Below are 16,681 nucleotides of genomic sequence, written 5' to 3'. Positions count from 1 at the left end.
TGGATTGCCGCGTCGCTTCGCTCCTCGCAATGACGATTTCAATTGGTGTCATCCTGCTCGGGGCGCGGCTCTTTTGCGTGACGGGCGGGGGCGGGTGGCGTAGGAACGTTCCCAATGGCGAAAACGGCCGCTGCCGAACGGGAGACAAAGGATCGGATGACCAGCCACGCCCCTCTCGACACCAACAGCCACCGCGACCTTCGCGTCCGCGCCGACGCGGGGACGGAATGGGGCGACGGGGTGATGGCGACGCTGATCGTGCCGTCCGAATTTCGCCGCGTGCAGGCCGATTTCCCGATCCTCTTCCGGCGCGAGGCGGGGCAGGGGCGCTTTTTCGCGGTCGCCCTGCTGGGGTTCGAGACGGGCGAAAATCTCTTTCTCGACGGCGCGAGCTGGGACGCGGGCTATCGGCCGCTGTCGCTGGCGATCCAGCCTTTCCTGATCGGCCGGGCGGCGAACGGCGAGGGGCCGGGGCAGGTGCATGTCGATCTTGCGCACCCGCGCATCGCAGAGGGAGACGACGGCGTGCGGCTGTTCGACGCGAACGGCCTCGCGACGCCCTTCCTCGAAGGCATCGCCGAAAAGCTCGGCGAACTCGACGAAGGCTATCGCGAGAGCGGCGCCTTCTTCGACGCGCTCGCCGGGCATGACCTGCTCGAACCTTTCACCTTCGAGGTGACGCTGGGCGACGGATCGCTCCATTCGCTCGTCGGCTTTCACATCATCGACGAGGCGCGGCTGCGCGCGCTCGATGCCGATGCGCTTGGCGCGCTGCACGCGGCGGGGCATCTGATGCCGATCTTCATGGCGCTCGCCTCGCTGTCGCAGCTCGCGGAACTCGCGCGGCGCAAGAACCGCAGGCGGCGCGATGGCTGAGCGGGACGCCCCGATCGACGCCCGCGCCGCGCGCGTGCCCGAACGCGAATGGCGGGACACGGGGCTCGATGCGCTGCTGGACGGTGCGTGCGAACCCTTCGTGCTGCGCGGGCTCGTCGCGGGCTGGCCGCTCGTCGCCGCGGGCAAGGCCTCGGCGGAGGCGGCGCGGCGCCATTTGCTGGGTCATGCCCGCGACCGCGCGTTCAAGGTCTCGATCGGCCCGCCGGGACACGACGGGCGATTGTTCTACGACGCCGACATGGCGATGAATTTCCGCACGGGCACCGGAAAGCTCGCCGACATCTTCGCGGGGCTGGCGAAGGGCGAGGAGCTGGGCGACATCCGCACCGTCTATCTCGCCTCGATCGACATTCCGACGCATTTCGACGGGCTCGACGCCGCGAACCCGATCGATCTCGGCGCGCGCGATCCGCTCAAGAGCATCTGGATCGGGACGCGGACGCGGATCGCCGCGCACAACGACTATCCCGACAATCTCGCCTGCTGCGCGGCGGGGCGCCGCCGCTTCACGCTGTTTCCGCCCGATCAGTTCCGCAACCTCTATCTGGGGCCGATCGACAATACCCCCGCCGGCCGCACCGTCAGCATGGTCGATTTCGCCGCGCCCGACCTTGCCGCTTATCCGCGCTTCGCGGAGGCGATGGCGCACGCGCAGACGGCGGAGCTCGAACCCGGCGACGCGATCTTCATCCCCTCGATGTGGTGGCACCATGTCGAGGCGCTCGCCGACTTCAACATATTGGTCAATTACTGGTGGCGCCGCACCCCGGCCTGGTTCGGCCAGCCGCAGGAAGCGCTCAACCACGCGATCCTCGCGATCCGCGACATGGCGCCCGCGGACAAGGCGATCTGGCGCGACCTGTTCGACCATTATGTCTTCGACAACGACGGCCGGGCGACCGACCATATTCCTCCGCCGGCACGCGGCATTCTCGCTCCTCTCACTTTGGAGAGTGCGGGGCGGTTGCGCGCCTTTCTACTAAGGACGTTGAGCAGATGACCGAGGGCAAGCAGCTTCGCCGTATCGTGATCGCCGGGGGCGGGACCGCGGGCTGGATGATGGCGGCGGCGATCGCGCGGACGATGGGGGCGACGGTCGATCTGACGCTCGTCGAATCGGAGCAGATCGGCACCATCGGGGTCGGCGAATCGACGATCCCGCCGCTCGTCAATTTCAACCGCATCCTCGGGATTCCCGAGCCCGATTTCATGCGCGCAGCGCAGGCGACCTTCAAACTGGGCATATTGTTCGACAATTGGAAACAGGACGGGGACAGCTATTTCCACAGCTTCGGCCTCAGCGGCAAGGATCACTGGTCGGCGGGCTTCCAGCATTTCTGGCTGCGCGCGCGCGCCGCGGGCTATCCGCACAGCTATGACGATTATTGCCTCGAACTCGTCGCCGGGCTGCAGGGCAAGTTCGCGCATCTGCCCGAAGAGCGGATGAATTATGCCTATCATGTCGACGCGACGCTCTATGGCCGCTTCCTGCGCGGGCTCGCCGAGGCCGATGGGGCAAAGCGCGTCGAGGGCAAGATCGAGAAGGTCGAACTCGACGGCGAGAGCGGCAATATCGCCGCGCTGCTGCTCGACGGCGAGCGGCGCGTCGAGGGCGACATGTTCGTCGACTGCACCGGTTTTCGCGGCCTGCTGATCGACGGCGCGCTCCACGCGGGGTTCGAGGACTGGGGCCATTGGCTGCCCAACGACAGCGCGGTCGCGCTCCAGTCGAAGCACCAGGGGCCGCCGATGCCCTATACGCGCGCGATCGCGCACGATGCGGGCTGGCAATGGCGCATTCCGCTCCAGCACCGGATGGGCGCGGGGATCGTCTATTCGAGCCGCTATCTGTCGCGCGACGCGGCGCTCGACCGCCTGCTGTCGTCGCTCGGCGAGCCGCTGGTCGAGCCGATCGACATCAAGTTCCGCGGCGGGGCGCGGCGCCGGCAATGGGTCCGCAACTGCGTCGCGGTCGGGCTCGCCGGCGGCTTCGTCGAGCCGCTCGAGGCGACGACGGTGCATCTGATCCAGCGCGCGATCCTGCGCTTCATCCGCCTGATGCCCAACGGCCGGGTGAGCGAGCGTGACGCGATCGAGTTCAACGAGCAGCAGCGCCGCGACATCGAGCAGATCCGCGACTTCGTGATCCTGCACTATAAGGCGACCGAGCGCCGCGACAGCCCCTTCTGGCGCCATGTCGCCGCGATGCCGATCCCCGACAGCCTGCAGCAGAAGATCGAACTGTTCCGCGAAACCGGCCGGGTGTTCCGCAAGAATGAGGAATTGTTCGGCGAGAATAGCTGGGTGCAGGTGATGATGGGGCAGGGGATCGAGCCGCAAAGCTGGCATCCGATCGCCGAGAAATTGTCGCCCGACGAGCTCGATCGCTTCATGGCGGGCTTGCGCGACAGCACCGCGCGCACCGCCGCGACCTTGCCCGAGCATCACGCCTATGTCGCGCGCTATTGCGGCGCAGCGGCACCGCAAGCCGCCTGACCAGCCATGAAAAAGATGGGAATCGAGCGGGTTCGTATCTGGCAATGCGGCGGTGGCGGCGCTAGCAGGGCGCGATGTGAAGTTGTGGGGAACGGAACGGACTGATGGGGCGCCGGCGGCAATCGGTGACGATCAAGCATGTGGCGGCCGATGCTGGGGTGTCGCTGCAGACGGTCAGCCGCGTCATCAACAACGAGCCGAATGTCCGCCCCGAAATGAAGGAGCGCGTGCAGGCGTCGATCGACAAATTGGGCTATGTCCCGTCGATCGCGGCGCAGCGGATGAGCGGGTCGCGATCCTATCTGATCCTCGCGATCAACGACCGCGAACGCACGATCGCCGACTGGAAAGCGCGGCAGGGCACCGACTGGGTCGACCAGATGCTGTTCGGCGGCATGTTGAAATGCGCCGAATATGGCTATCGGATGATCTTCGAGCTGGTCGACACGCACACCGACCATGTCGAGCGCGAACTGCGCGCGACGATCGCGGCGCTTCAGCCCGACGGGGTGATATTGACCCCACCGCATTCGGACAATCCGCTGATCGTGGGCCTGCTCCATGCGCAGAAGATTCCCTTCGCGCGCATCGGCTCGCACGGCGGCGAGGCGGGGATCGCGCTGACGATGGACGACGAAGGAGCGGCGGCGCGTGCGACGCGGCACCTGATCGGGCTCGGCCACCGGCGCATCGGCTTCATTTCGGGGTCGGTCGAATATGACCTCAGCCACTGGCGCATCGACGGCTGGAAGTCCGAGATGGCGGCGGCGGGGCTGCCGGTCGAGGGGCTGCTCGCCGAGGGCGATTTCAGTTTTGCCTCGGGCGAGGCGGCGGCGCGGCGCCTGCTCGAGGGCGCGGCCCCGCCGAGCGCGATCATCGCGAGCAACGACCAGATGTCGCTCGCGACGCTGGAGGTCGCGCGCGAGCGCGGGCTCGACGTGCCGCGCGACCTGTCGCTGGTCAGCTTCGACAATACGCCGATCGTCCATTTCGCTCAGCCGCCGCTGACCGCGGTCGACCAGCCGGTGGCGGCGACGGTCGCGCGCGCGGTAGAACTGATCATCGCGGCGCAGCGCGGCGAGAAATTGCCCAAGGTGCCGACGGTGGTCAGCGGCAGCCTGATCGAGCGCGGATCGACGGCGCCGCCCCCCGGTGACTGACGACCCATTGGCTCACGGTGCCGCGCCGCCGCGCCGCCAGTCGGTGCGCTTCCTGCTGCTCTACGCGCTCGCCGCCGCGGGCGGCGCAATCGCCTATGTGCCCTTCCTGACCCTGCTGCTTCCCGCGCGCATGGCCGACCTCGCGGGCGCCGACGACGTGCGCTGGCTCGGCTATCTGACCTTCTTCGGCGCGCTCGCGGCGAGCGCGGGCGGGCTGCTCTTCGGCTGGCTCAGCGATCGCACGCAAAGCCGGCGTCCGTGGGTGCTGGCGGGGCTGATCCTCACCATCGCGCTGCTGCTCGCGGTGCCGCACGCGCAGGACGTGGCGACGCTGCTCGCCTTGCTGCTCGCGTGGCAGCTTGCGCTCAACATGATTCTCGGGCCGCTGTCGGCCTGGGCAGGCGACGCCGTTCCCGACGCGCAGAAGGGGCTGCTCGGCGGCCTCCTCGCCTTCTCGCCCGCGCTCGGCGCCTGGTCGGGCGCGCTCGTCACCCTGCCCGGCCTCGTATCGATGGAGCAGCGCGTGACGGCGATCGCGCTGCTCGTCGCGGCGGCGATCCTGCCCGCGCTGTTCTTCGGCCGCCCACGCGCCTTTCCCGAACTGATGGCGGTCGAGCCCCGCCCCGAGCGCCCCGTTGCGCGCCCGGCCGTCCGCATGTGGCTGGCGCGGCTGCTGATCCAGATCGCCGAGGCGGCGCTTTTCGCCTATCTCTATTTCTGGTTCCGGTCGATCGACCCGGCGATGGGCGACCATGAGAAGGCGCGAATCTTCAGCCTCGCGCTGACCATCGCGGTGCCGGTCGCGCTGCTCGCCGGGCGCTGGGCCGACCGCCACGGCCGCCCCTTCGTGCCGCTCGCCGCCGCGGCGGTGCTGACCTGCGCGGGGCTGATCGGCATGGCGCTCGCCGCCGATCCCGCATCGGCGAAGGCCGCCTATCTGGTCTTCGGGATCGCGACGACCGCCTTTCTGTCGCTTCACGCCGGGCAGACGCTGCGTGTCCTGCCGCGCCCCGACCGTCGCGGGCGCGACCTCGGCATCTTCAACCTCACCAACACCATCCCTTCGCTGATCATGCCGTGGCTCACCATTTCGCTCGTCCCCGGCTTCGGCTTCGACGCGCTGTTCCTGCTCCTCGCGGCGCTGGCGGCCGCGGCGGTGCTGCTTCTCGCCACCATGCCGCGCACCGCCTGAGTCCGCCCACCCAACAGGATGCTTGATTTCGCGCAGGGGCTGTGCGAGAGAAAAATTGATAACGTTCACAAGTATGATATCGAGGATGGGAGAGACGATGCGGAAGGCGATGGCTTTGGCGATGGCGCTGCTGCTGGCGGGAAGCGCTGGCATGGCGATGGCGGACAGCCCCGCGCCGGGTTCGGCGACGGTCCATCCCGATCGCTGGCCGGAAGCGAACAGCCCCGCCGCGATCACCGATGCCGCGACCGAAGCGCGGATCGACGCGCTGATCGCGCACATGACGATCGAGCAGAAGGTCGGCCAGCTCATCCAGGCCGACATCAGCGCGATCACGCCCGAGGATCTCGAAACCTGGCCGCTCGGCTCGATCCTCGCGGGCGGCAACAGCGGGCCGAACGGGAACGAGCGGTCGAGCGCGGCGGATTGGGCGAAGCTGGTCGGCGCATTCCGCGCCGTGTCGCTGAAACCGCAGGCCAATGGCGTCGCGATCCCGATCATCTTCGGCGTCGACGCCGTTCACGGCCACAATAATGTCCCCGGCGCGACGCTGTTCCCGCACAATATCGGCCTCGGCGCCGCGCACGATCCCGAACTGATCCGGCGCATCGGCCAAGTCACCGCCGCCGAGATCGCGGGCAGCGGCATCGAATGGACCTTCGCCCCGACGCTCGCGGTGCCGCAGGACCTGCGCTGGGGTCGCAGCTACGAAGGCTATTCGTCCGACCCGAAGCTCGTCGCCGATTATGCGAAGGCGATGGTGCTCGGGCTGCAGGGGCCGCTCGTCGCCGGGCGGCCGGTCGACGGCACGCATGTCGCCGCGACCGCGAAGCATTTCCTCGCCGATGGCGGCACTTTCGAGGGCAAGGATCAGGGCGACGCCCGGATCGGCGAGGCGGAACTGATCGCGAAGCATGCGCAGGGCTATCCCGCGGCGATCGACGCCGGCGCGCTGACCGTGATGGCGAGCTTTTCGAGCTGGAACGGGGTCAAGAACCACGGCAACAAGGGGCTGCTCACCGACGCGCTCAAGGGCCGCATGGGTTTTCAGGGCTTCGTGGTCGGCGACTGGAACGGCCACGGCCAGGTCGCGGGATGCAGCGTCACCGATTGCCCGCAAACGATCATGGCGGGGCTCGACATGATCATGGCGCCCGACAGCTGGAAGGGGCTCTACGCTTCGACGCTCGCCGAGGCGAAGGACGGGCGCATCACGGCGGCGCGGCTCGACGATGCGGTGCGGCGCATCCTGCGCGTGAAATATAAGCTCGGCCTGTTCGACGCCCGGCATGTCGACCGCGGCGACGTTTCGGCGGTCGGCGCGCCCGAGCATCTGGCGATCGCGCGCGAGGCGGTCGCGAAATCGCTCGTTCTCCTGAAGAACAACGGCGGCGTCCTGCCGATCCGGCCCGGCGCGCGCGTGCTCGTCACCGGTCCCGGCGCCGACGACATGGCGATGCAGGCGGGCGGCTGGACGATCAGCTGGCAGGGCACCGACGTCACCCACGCCGATTTCCCGAACGGCCAGACGATCTGGGAAGCGATGGACCGGGCGGTGCGCGACGCGGGCGGGACCGCGACGCTGTCGGCGGGCGGTGCCTATGTGGAAAAGCCCGACGTCGCGGTCGTCGTCTTCGGCGAGCGTCCCTATGCCGAATTTCAGGGCGACGTCCCGACGCTCGACTATCAGCCCGCCGAAGCGAAGGATCTTGCCGTCCTCAAGAAACTGAAGGCGGGGGGGATTCCGGTCGTCGCGGTCTTTCTGTCGGGGCGGCCCTTGTTCACCAATCCCGAAATCAACGCCGCCGACGCTTTCGTCGCGGCGTGGCTGCCCGGGTCGCAGGGCGCGGGCATCGCCGACGTGCTGGTCGCGCAGCGGGACGGCAAGGCGGCGCGCGACTTCACCGGCACGCTGCCCTTTGCCTGGCCCGCCGACGCGCGCTCGCCGATCGAAAAGCCCGAGTTCGCGGTCGGCTATGGCCTTACCTATGCCGACCGGAAGACCGTGCCGCACCTTTCCGAAAACCTCGGGGTCGACATAGTGGCGATGCTCAATGTCACCAATTTCTTCTCGGGCGGCCGCGCCCGCGCGCCGTGGCTGCTCTCGATCATCGACGCCGGCGGCTCGCGGCAGGTCGAATCGGCGCCGGTCGACAGCAGTTACGGCCTGCTCAGCGCGCGCTCGGTCGACGTCGCGGCGCAGGAGGATGGCAAGAGCTTCGTCTGGACGGGGCCGGCTTCCTTCCGCCTCGCGGGTCCGCCCGCCGATATGACGCGGCAGTTGGGCAACAGCTTCGCGCTCAGGATCGACTGGCGGATCGATGCGGCGGGTCCGGCGACGCTGGCGTTCGGCGGCAGGGCCTTCGATCTGACCGCGCTCGTCGCGGCGGCGCCCGCAGGCAAGGTGGCGACGATCAAGGTTCCGCTGCGCTGCTTCGCCGACGCGGGCGCCGATCTCGGGCATGTCGATGCCCCGGTGACGATCGCGGGCGACAAGGGGCTGGCGCTGACGCTGGTGAATACGAATGTCGAAGCGGTCGGTGAAAATCTGGCTTGTCCGCCCGCGGCAAAATGACCAGACCCGCGGATGGACCGGGGTAGAATGGGATAAGGGGGAGAGACGCTATGGCCTTGGCGCCGAATGTCGCGACGAGCAGCGATTCGAACCCGGAGGCGGGCAAAAGCGGCGGCCGCACGCGGGTCGTGCTGATTCTTGCCTTTGCGGTGTTCTTCCTGCTCGGCGGGGTGACCAACATCAACGACCTGCTGGTCGGCAAGTTCAAGCCGATGTTCCACCTGACGCACGCGCAGGCGAATCTGGTGCAGATGGCGTTCTTCATCGCCTATGCCGCCTTTTCGATTCCCGCCGGCATCATCATGTCGAAGCTCGGCTATATCCGCACCTTCGTGCTCGGCTTCGCGATCGTCGCGGCGGCGGCCTTTCTGTTCATTCCGGCGTCGGCCGCGGCATCCTACCCCGGCTTCCTCGCCGCGCTCTTCTGCATCGGCGCGGGGATCACGGTCCTGCAGGTGGCGATGAATCCGGTGATCACGACGCTGGGGCCGGTCGAAACCTCGCACAGCCGACTGACCTTTGCCCAGGCGTTCAATTCGATCGGCGTGTTCCTGATGGTCTATGGCGGCGCCACCTTCCTGCTCGGCGATTCGCAGCCGCTCGACGCCGGGACCGCGAGCGAAGCGCAAATTCAGGCCTATCGCGTCGCCGAGGGGGCGTCGATCGGCACCGCCTATATGTGGCTCGGCCTGTTGATGCTGGTGATCGCGGCGCTGTTCTGGATGTTTCGTTCGGCGCTTGACCGCGCCAGGGCCGAAGACGTGAAGCTCGATGGCACCTGGGGCCTGCTCGTCCACAATCGTCGCGTCCAGTTCGGCGCGCTGTGCCTCTTCACCTATGTCGGCGCCGAAGTGGCGATCGGTTCGAACCTCATCGCCTATCTCGGCGAACCGAGCGTGATGGGGCTGGATCTTCAGGCCGCGGGCAAGCTGGTCGCAATCTATTGGCTGGGGGCGCTGGTTGGCCGGCTGCTCGGCGGCTTCATCCTGCGGCTGGCGAAGCCGGGGCGCGTGCTCGCGATCTTTGCCGCCGGGGCGATGTCGCTGATCATCCTGTCGGCGGTGACGACCGGCACGGTGTCGGGCTGGGCGCTGATTCTCGTCGGCTTGTGCAATTCGCTGATGTTTCCGACGATCTTCAGCCTGGGGACCGAGGGGCTGGGCGAGCAGACGCCGCAGGGATCGGGCATCATGTGTACCGCGATCGTCGGCGGCGCGATCGTCCCCTATCTGTTCGGGACGGTGGCGGATATCAGCGGCAACATCCGGCTCGCGCTGGCCGTGCCGCTGATCTGCTACGCAATTATCGCGGGTTTCGGGCTGTGGGCGGCGCGGCGCGCGACGGCCTAGCGGGCAAGCGACGCCTGCTTGCGCGGCCTGTCCCGACGGGGCATGGCTGACGCGCGCGCACCGTCCGCGCGCACGGCAGGAGCAAGGCCATGGCCCAGGGCATCGCGCGCATCGGCAAGGATCGCTATCGCACCGAGATCGAGGTCGGCGGCCGCGCGCTCGTCGCCGACGAACCGCCCGTGCTCGGCGGACAGGGCGCGGGCTTCGCGCCCTACGACCTGCTCCTCGCCAGCCTCGGCGCCTGCACCGCGATCACGCTGCGCATGTATGCCGACCGCAAGGGCTGGCCGCTCGAATCGCTCGAGGTCGGCCTTCGCCTCCACGGGCAGGAGGAGCGCCGCATCGCGCGGACGCTGACCATCGCCGGGCTCGACGACGAGCAGAAAGCGCGCCTCGCCGACATCGCCGAACGCACCCCCGTGACGCTGACGCTGAAGAACGGCCTGCCGATCGACACGCGGCTGGGGTGACGATGCGCGGATCGCCGCGCGCCTTTTTGCCATCGTTTACGCCGCCTTTACCACTCCCGGTGCATGACATCGTCCGATGTTTGCGACTGGGGACATGTGATGGACAGCTTGCGCGGACTGCTTTCGGGCAGCCACGATCAGGACGAGGGTGCCATCGACGCGCCGCCCATGGTCGGGGTCGACGAACGGCGGATGCAGGTCAGGGCCTATAATTATTGGGCTTCGCTGCTGGCCGACCGCGCTTATCCTTCGGTCGAGGACCTGAATCTCGAAAGCGCCGACTTCGGTCCCTATTCGGTGCTGCTCGACTTCACGGCGGGAATGGAGAATCCGGGCCTTTCCTATATCGGCGAGCGGCTGCGCGCCGAATCGGGGATCGACGACGAGGTTCATTACATCAACCAGATTCCGGGCCGCTCGCTGCTGTCGCGGCTGACCGACCATTATCTTCAGATCATCGCCAACCGCGCGCCGATCGGCTTCGAGGCCGAGTTCGTGAGCGATCGCGGCGTGACGATCATGTACCGCGGCATCCTGCTGCCCTTTTCGTCCGACGACGACACGATCGATTTCATCATGGGCGTGATCAACTGGAAGGAAGCCGCGCCCGCCGACCAGGCCGAGGAACTGCAGCTTTCGGTCGAGCAGGCGCTGCGCAGCGCCGCGCCGCTCACCGCGCCGGTGCCGGTGTGGGCCGACGGACCCGATTCGGGGCATATCGAGGATGAAGCCGACGCCGCACCAGGCTTTGCCGCCTTCGCCGACGAGGGCGCGATGCCGGAGGCCGACACCCTCGACGAGGACGCCGATGCCGATGCGCTTCCGGGTGCCGACGCCGAACTCGCCGATTGGCTGGCGCTGGCGCGCGAAACCGCCGAGCGCGCGCTTGCCGCCGACAGCCGCAGCCGCTCCGCTCTCTATCAGGCGGTCGGCAAGGCGTGGGATTTCGCGCTTGCCGCCGACGCGCGGCCCGACGCTTTCGCCGAACTGCTCGCCGACGCCGGCATCGCGGCGCAGGAGCGGGCGCCGATGACGCCGGTCGTCAAGCTGGTCTTCGGCGCGGGCTACGACAAGACGCGGCTCGCCGAATATGCCTGCGCGCTTGGCCACGCGAAGGAAGAAGGGGTCGGCGCGGGGGCGCTGGCGGCCTATCTCGACCGCTATCCCGGCGGCCTCAAGGGGCTCGTCAAAGACGCGCGCGCGCGCCGCAGGGCCGATGCGCCGGACCAGGCCGACACCGCTGCGAAGCTGGACGCGCTTCGCGGCGCTCATCCGGCGCTGATCCTCGAACATGATGCGGGCGATGCCGAATTCGTCGTGCTGATCGCGCGCGCGATGCCCGGCGGTCACATCGGAATCGTCGCCAAGGCGGCGGACGATGCCGCGCTGGTCGCGCGGCTCGCGAAGAAGGCGGTCCCGATCAGCGGCGTTTAGGGTCAAGTCCGATAACTTCCCGTCATTCCTGTGAAAGCAGGAAGCCCGCTATTCTCCATTTCTTCTCCTTCGTGCCTTTGCGCGAAATACTTTCCCACGCCGCCATCCGGTCGACAAGTTTTCTCGAAGGATCGCGAAGAAACGAAGCGCGGCCCGACCCAATTCGCTGCTGCGCAACAGGAAATCCGAAAGTTGAAATTATTTTGCGTGGACCCGGCCAAGGGGTTGAGCCGTGCGCGCCGCAGGCGCATAGGAGCGGATGCGAAAGGGTCATTGCCATCCCCCGGCAGCGACCCGCCTCTTTTCGTTCGGGATGCTGCAACCCTATGTCTTCCAAATTGACCGAATCCGCCGACGCCGAATCCTCTTCGGCGGCGCCCGCCGCTGTTAAGATCGCTCCCTCCATCTCCAAGGCCTATCAGGCCGCGCTCGCCGGAAGCGCGCTTCCGGGCGAGGGGGACGACCTCGATACGAAGATGCTCGCGACCGCAGGCGATTTCGCCGCGCGCGCGTCGCTCGAACGCGGCGACGGCAAGCCGTCGCTGCTTCTCGAACCGATGGCGGGCGACGGTCCCGACCGCCGGATGCGTCTGGTGGTCGTCAACGACGACATGCCGTTCCTCGTCGACTCGACCTCGCAGATCGTGAGTTCGCAAGGGTTGGCGATCCACCGCATCCTTCACCCCGTCGTCTCGGTCGAGCGCGACGCGAAGGGCCGGCTGACCGGCGCCGATGCGGGCAAGTCCGGCAATCGCCGCGAATCGGTGATCTATATGGAACTGGAGCGCGGCGACGCGCGCGCGCGCCGGCGCCTGCTCGACGCGCTCGAGGCCTCGCTCGCCGACGTGCGCGCGGCGGTGGCCGATTGGAAGGCGATGCGCGCCGCGATGCTCGCCGATGCCGCGATGCGCGCCGACGGCGAAGCCGCCGAACTGTTGCGCTGGTTCGAGGGCGGCGCGATGACGCAGCTCGGCCACGAATGGCGCACCCGCGATGGCGCGGTCCACGACGCGCTCGGCATTTCGACCAGCAGCGCGGGCCAGCTTCTCTCTCCGAACGCGCTCAAGGCCGCTTTCGACTATTTCGACCGGGGCGGCGCTTCGCCGCTCCTCCTCAAATCGAACCGCCTGTCGGCGGTCCACCGCCGCGTGCTGCTCGATCTCGTCGTCGTCCCCGAATATCAGGGGAAGAAGGCCGAGCGGCTGTCGATCCACGCGGGGCTTTGGACCAGCGCCGCGCTGTCGACCCCGCCCGCGAAGGTGCCGGTGCTGCGTGCGCAGCTTCAGGCGCTGATGACGAAATTCGGCTTCGACCCGACGGGCCACGCGGGCAAGGCGCTCGCCCACGCCCTCACCGCGCTGCCGCACGACCTGCTCATCGCCTTCGACAGCGCCTCGCTCGAGGAGCTGGTGCTGACTTCGATGTCGATCACCGACCGCCCCCGGCCGAAGATCGTGATGGTGCGCAGCGCGCTCGGCCGTCACCTCTTCGCCTTCGTGTGGCTGCCGCGCGACGAAGTGTCGACGGGCCGCCGCCTCGCGGTCGAATCGCTGCTGGTGCGCGAGGCCAGGGCCGGGGTGATCGGCTGGACGATGGTGCTGGAGGATGGCGGCGCCGCGCTGCTCCGCTTCACGCTGGACCTGCGCGGTGACGGCGTGGTCCCCGATGCCGACGCGCTCGGCACCCAGCTCGAACAGATGGTGCGCGGCTGGCAGCCCGAGGTCGAGGCGGCGCTCGCCCGCCGCGGCGACGCGGGCCGTGCCGCGGCGCTCGCCGCGCGCTTCGCGCCGCTCTTTCCCGCCAATTACCGCAACCTCTACAATCCCGAGGAAGCGGCGCGCGACATCTTGCGGCTGCGCGACCTCGATGCCGAGCATCCGCGCAGCGTCCGCCTCGCGAAGAAGAGCCTCGACGGCGACGATCGCTTGCGGCTGAAGGTCTATAGCGCCGCCGGTCCGCTCGCGCTGTCCGACGTCGTTCCGGCGCTCGAACATTTCGGTTTCGAGGTGCTCGAGGAAATCCCGACCGAACTCCACGTCCGCACCGCCGACGACGAGGCGGGCGAACAGCCGACCTTCATCCACGATTTCTCGCTGCGCCTGCCTGCGTCGGTCGACGAGACCGCGCTGCTGCCGCATGTCGAGACGATCGAGAAGGCGATCGCCGCGGTGCTCGACGGCCAGGCCGAGAATGACGCCTTCAACCAGCTCGTCCTCGTGACGCAGACCGATCCGCAGGCGATCGTCTGGCTGCGCGCCTGGTTCCGTTATCTGCGCCAGGGCGGCTCCTCCTATGGCCTCGACACGGTGGTCGCGGCGCTGCGCCACGCGCCGAAGCTGACCGCGGCGCTCGTCGAGCGTTTCCGCGCGCTGCACGATCCCAAGGCGAAGGATGCCGCGCGCGCCGAGGCGCTGGGCGCCGAAATCCTTGCCGATTTCGCCGATATCGCGTCGATCGACGACGACCGCATCCTGCGGCTGTTCCACGCGGTGATCGGCGCGACGCTGCGCACCAACGCCTTCGCGCCCGCCGCCGCCGAGGCGCTGGCGTTCAAGATCGATTCGAGCCAGGTTCCGGGCCTGCCGAAGCCGCTGCCATGGCGCGAGATCTGGGTCTACAGCCCGCGCGTCGAGGGCGTGCACCTGCGCGCCGGCCCGGTCGCGCGCGGCGGGCTGCGCTGGTCCGACCGCCGCGACGACTTCCGCACCGAGATTCTCGGGCTGATGAAGGCGCAGCGCGTCAAGAACGCCGTCATCGTGCCGACCGGCGCGAAGGGCGGATTCTATCCCAAGGCGCTGCCCAGCCCGGCCGAGGACCGCGATGCCTGGTTCGCCGAGGGCACCGAATGCTATCGCATCTTCATCCGCTCGCTCTTGTCGGTCACCGACAATCTGGTCGGCGGCAAGGTGGTGCATCCCAGAAGCGTCGTGATCCGCGACGGCGACGATCCCTATTTCGTCGTCGCCGCCGACAAGGGAACCGCGACCTTCTCCGACGTCGCCAATGCGCTGGCGATGGAACGCGACTTCTGGCTCGGCGATGCGTTCGCGAGCGGCGGCTCGCACGGCTATGACCACAAGGCGATGGGCATCACCGCCAGGGGCGCGTGGATTTCGGTCCAGCGGCACTTCGCCGAAATGGGCATCGACGTGCAGAGCGACCCGGTGCAGGTCGTCGGCTGCGGCGACATGTCGGGCGACGTGTTCGGCAACGGGATGCTGCTGTCGAAGTCGATCCGGCTCGTCGCGGCGTTCGACCACCGCCACATCTTCCTCGATCCCGATCCCGACGCGGCGAAGAGCTGGAAGGAACGCGACCGTTTGTTCAAGCTGCCGCGGTCGAGCTGGGACGATTACGACAAGAAGCTGATCTCGAAGGGCGGCGGCGTCTTCGCGCGCAGCCAGAAGAGCATCCCGCTCAGCCCCGAAGTGCAGGCGGTGCTCGGCCTGTCGCAGGCGGAGATCGAGCCGACGGCGCTGATCTCGGCGATCCTCAAGGCGCCGGTCGACCTGCTGTGGTTCGGCGGTATCGGCACCTATCTGAAGGCGGCGAGCCAGAATAATGCCGAGGTCGGCGATCCCGCCAACGACGCGCTGCGCGTCGATGCCGAGGATCTGCGCGTCCGCGTCATCGGCGAGGGCGCCAATCTGGGCGTGACGCAGGCGGCGCGCATCGCTTTCGCGGCGAAGGGCGGGCGGATCAACGCCGACTTCGTCGACAACAGCGCGGGCGTCGACTGCTCGGATAACGAGGTCAACATCAAGATCGCGCTGAACCGCGAGATGATCGAGGGGCGCCTGGCGCAGGACGACCGCGACGCGCTGCTCGTCCGCATGACCGACGATGTCGCGGCGCTGGTGCTCGAGGACAACCGGCTGCAGGCGCTCGCGCTGTCGATCGCCGAAAAGGGCGGGTCGGCGGCGGTGCCGTCCCTGGTGCGGATCATGGAGACGTTCGAGGCGTCGGGCCGGCTCGACCGCAAGGTCGAGGGGCTGGCGGCGAACGACGAACTGCTCCGCCGCGCGCAGGAAGGGCGCGGGCTGACGCGGCCCGAGCTCGCGGTGCTGCTGTCGACCGCGAAGCTCGCGTTGCAGGACGCGATCGAAGACAGCGAACTGCCGAACGATCCGGCGCTCGCCGGCGATCTCGCCGCGGCTTTCCCGGCCGAGATGCAGCGCGATTTCAGGGCCGCGATCGCCGAGCATCAATTGCGCCGCGAAATCATCGCGACCAAGCTCGCGAACCGGATGATCAACCGCATGGGCGTTGTCCATCCCTTCGAGCTGGTCGAGGAGGAAGGCTGTTCGCTCGGCGAGGTCGCCGCGGCCTTCGTCGCGGTCGAGCGATTGCTCGACATGAAGGATTTGTGGAGCGCGCTCGACGCCGCGAAGATCGACGAGGGCATCCGGCTGTCGCTGTTCAGCCAGGCGGCGTCGGCGATGACCTCGCAGATGGCCGACCTGCTCCGCGTCAGCCCGGCGCTGGCGCAGCCGGGGCCGATCGTCGCGCGGCTCGAACCCGGCGTCGATCGCCTGACCGCGACCGTCGACACGCTGCTCAGCGCGTCGGTTCGCGGCCAGTGGGACATGCTCGCGCAGCAATTGCTCGACGCCGGCGCGCCCGAGGCGCTGACCGCGGCGGTGGTGCGGCTGTTCAAGACCGACGGCGCGATCGGCATCGTCGACCTCGCCGCGCGGCGCGGCGACGATGAGGTCGCGGTGACCAGCGCCTTCACCCATTTGGGCGAAGCGCTCGGGCTCGACTGGGCGCAGACGCTGGCGGCGCACATGAGCCCCGCCGACCCGTGGGAACGCCTGCTCGTCAACAGCCTCGCGCGCGATTTCCAGCAGATGCGGCTCGGCTTCCTCGCCGGGCTGCCGAAGGGCGACCTCGACCAGGCGGTGACCAAATGGCTCGCCGACAATGCCCCGCGCGTCGCGCAGTTCCGCGCCACGGTCGACCGCGCGCGGACGATCCCGAACCCGAACGGCGCAATGCTCTCGCATATCGCGGGGCAAGCGCGCGGATTGCTGGGGCGGTAACGGTGAACCCGCCCTCCCCTTCAGGGGAGGGCAGCGAGACTTGGCAGCTTGCTGCCTAGTCGCAGC

10 protein-coding genes are annotated in these 16,681 nt (G+C 68.4%); all 10 read left to right on the top strand.

Annotated features, from left to right (window positions below; translation table 11 throughout):
• The first annotated feature begins 156 nt into the window (after window positions 1–156).
• The 10 genes from OJI97_RS08450 to OJI97_RS08405 all read left to right on the top strand — a co-directional run bounded on the left by OJI97_RS08450 (window position 157) and on the right by OJI97_RS08405 (window position 16,615).
• Window positions 157–876: a SapC family protein gene (locus OJI97_RS08450; RefSeq protein ID WP_297662617.1), complete on the top strand. Its 720-nt coding sequence runs from the start codon at window positions 157–159 to the stop codon at window positions 874–876.
• The gene (locus tag OJI97_RS08445) at window positions 869–1,897 is read left to right on the top strand and encodes a cupin-like domain-containing protein (protein ID WP_297662616.1); all 1,029 of its coding nucleotides are present in this window, start codon (window positions 869–871) and stop codon (window positions 1,895–1,897) included. Before OJI97_RS08450 ends, OJI97_RS08445 begins: the two co-directional genes overlap by 8 nt.
• On the top strand, window positions 1,894–3,393 hold the full coding sequence (locus OJI97_RS08440) for a tryptophan halogenase family protein (protein ID WP_297662615.1): 1,500 nt from the start codon (window positions 1,894–1,896) through the stop codon (window positions 3,391–3,393). The genes OJI97_RS08445 and OJI97_RS08440 overlap by 4 nt, the downstream gene beginning before the upstream one ends.
• A gap of 104 nt (window positions 3,394–3,497) precedes the next feature.
• Window positions 3,498–4,553, top strand: coding sequence for a LacI family DNA-binding transcriptional regulator (locus tag OJI97_RS08435; RefSeq protein WP_297662614.1), 1,056 nt, complete (start codon window positions 3,498–3,500; stop codon window positions 4,551–4,553).
• Window positions 4,546–5,745: an MFS transporter gene (locus tag OJI97_RS08430; protein WP_297662613.1), complete on the top strand. Its 1,200-nt coding sequence runs from the start codon at window positions 4,546–4,548 to the stop codon at window positions 5,743–5,745. The genes OJI97_RS08435 and OJI97_RS08430 overlap by 8 nt, the downstream gene beginning before the upstream one ends.
• A 109-nt stretch (window positions 5,746–5,854) precedes the next feature.
• Window positions 5,855–8,320 carry a glycoside hydrolase family 3 protein gene (locus tag OJI97_RS08425; RefSeq protein ID WP_297662612.1) on the top strand — a complete coding sequence of 822 codons (2,466 nt, stop codon included), beginning with the start codon at window positions 5,855–5,857 and terminating at the stop codon, window positions 8,318–8,320.
• Between the two features lie 50 nt (window positions 8,321–8,370).
• On the top strand, window positions 8,371–9,669 hold the full coding sequence (locus OJI97_RS08420) for a sugar MFS transporter (RefSeq protein ID WP_297662611.1): 1,299 nt from the start codon (window positions 8,371–8,373) through the stop codon (window positions 9,667–9,669).
• A gap of 89 nt (window positions 9,670–9,758) precedes the next feature.
• Entirely contained in the window at window positions 9,759–10,139 is a 381-nt protein-coding gene (locus OJI97_RS08415) for an OsmC family protein (protein ID WP_297662610.1), read from the top strand.
• Between the two features lie 99 nt (window positions 10,140–10,238).
• The gene (locus OJI97_RS08410; RefSeq protein ID WP_297662609.1) at window positions 10,239–11,573 is read left to right on the top strand and encodes a hypothetical protein; all 1,335 of its coding nucleotides are present in this window, start codon (window positions 10,239–10,241) and stop codon (window positions 11,571–11,573) included.
• 326 nt (window positions 11,574–11,899) lie between these two features.
• The gene (locus OJI97_RS08405; RefSeq protein ID WP_297662608.1) at window positions 11,900–16,615 is read left to right on the top strand and encodes an NAD-glutamate dehydrogenase domain-containing protein; all 4,716 of its coding nucleotides are present in this window, start codon (window positions 11,900–11,902) and stop codon (window positions 16,613–16,615) included.
• The last annotated feature ends 66 nt before the right edge of the window (window positions 16,616–16,681 follow it).

It is taken from the genome of Sphingopyxis sp. (assembly GCF_025869345.1).
In the GTDB taxonomy this organism is placed as follows: domain Bacteria; phylum Pseudomonadota; class Alphaproteobacteria; order Sphingomonadales; family Sphingomonadaceae; genus Sphingopyxis.
This window is presented reverse-complemented; position numbering and strand designations above follow the sequence as displayed.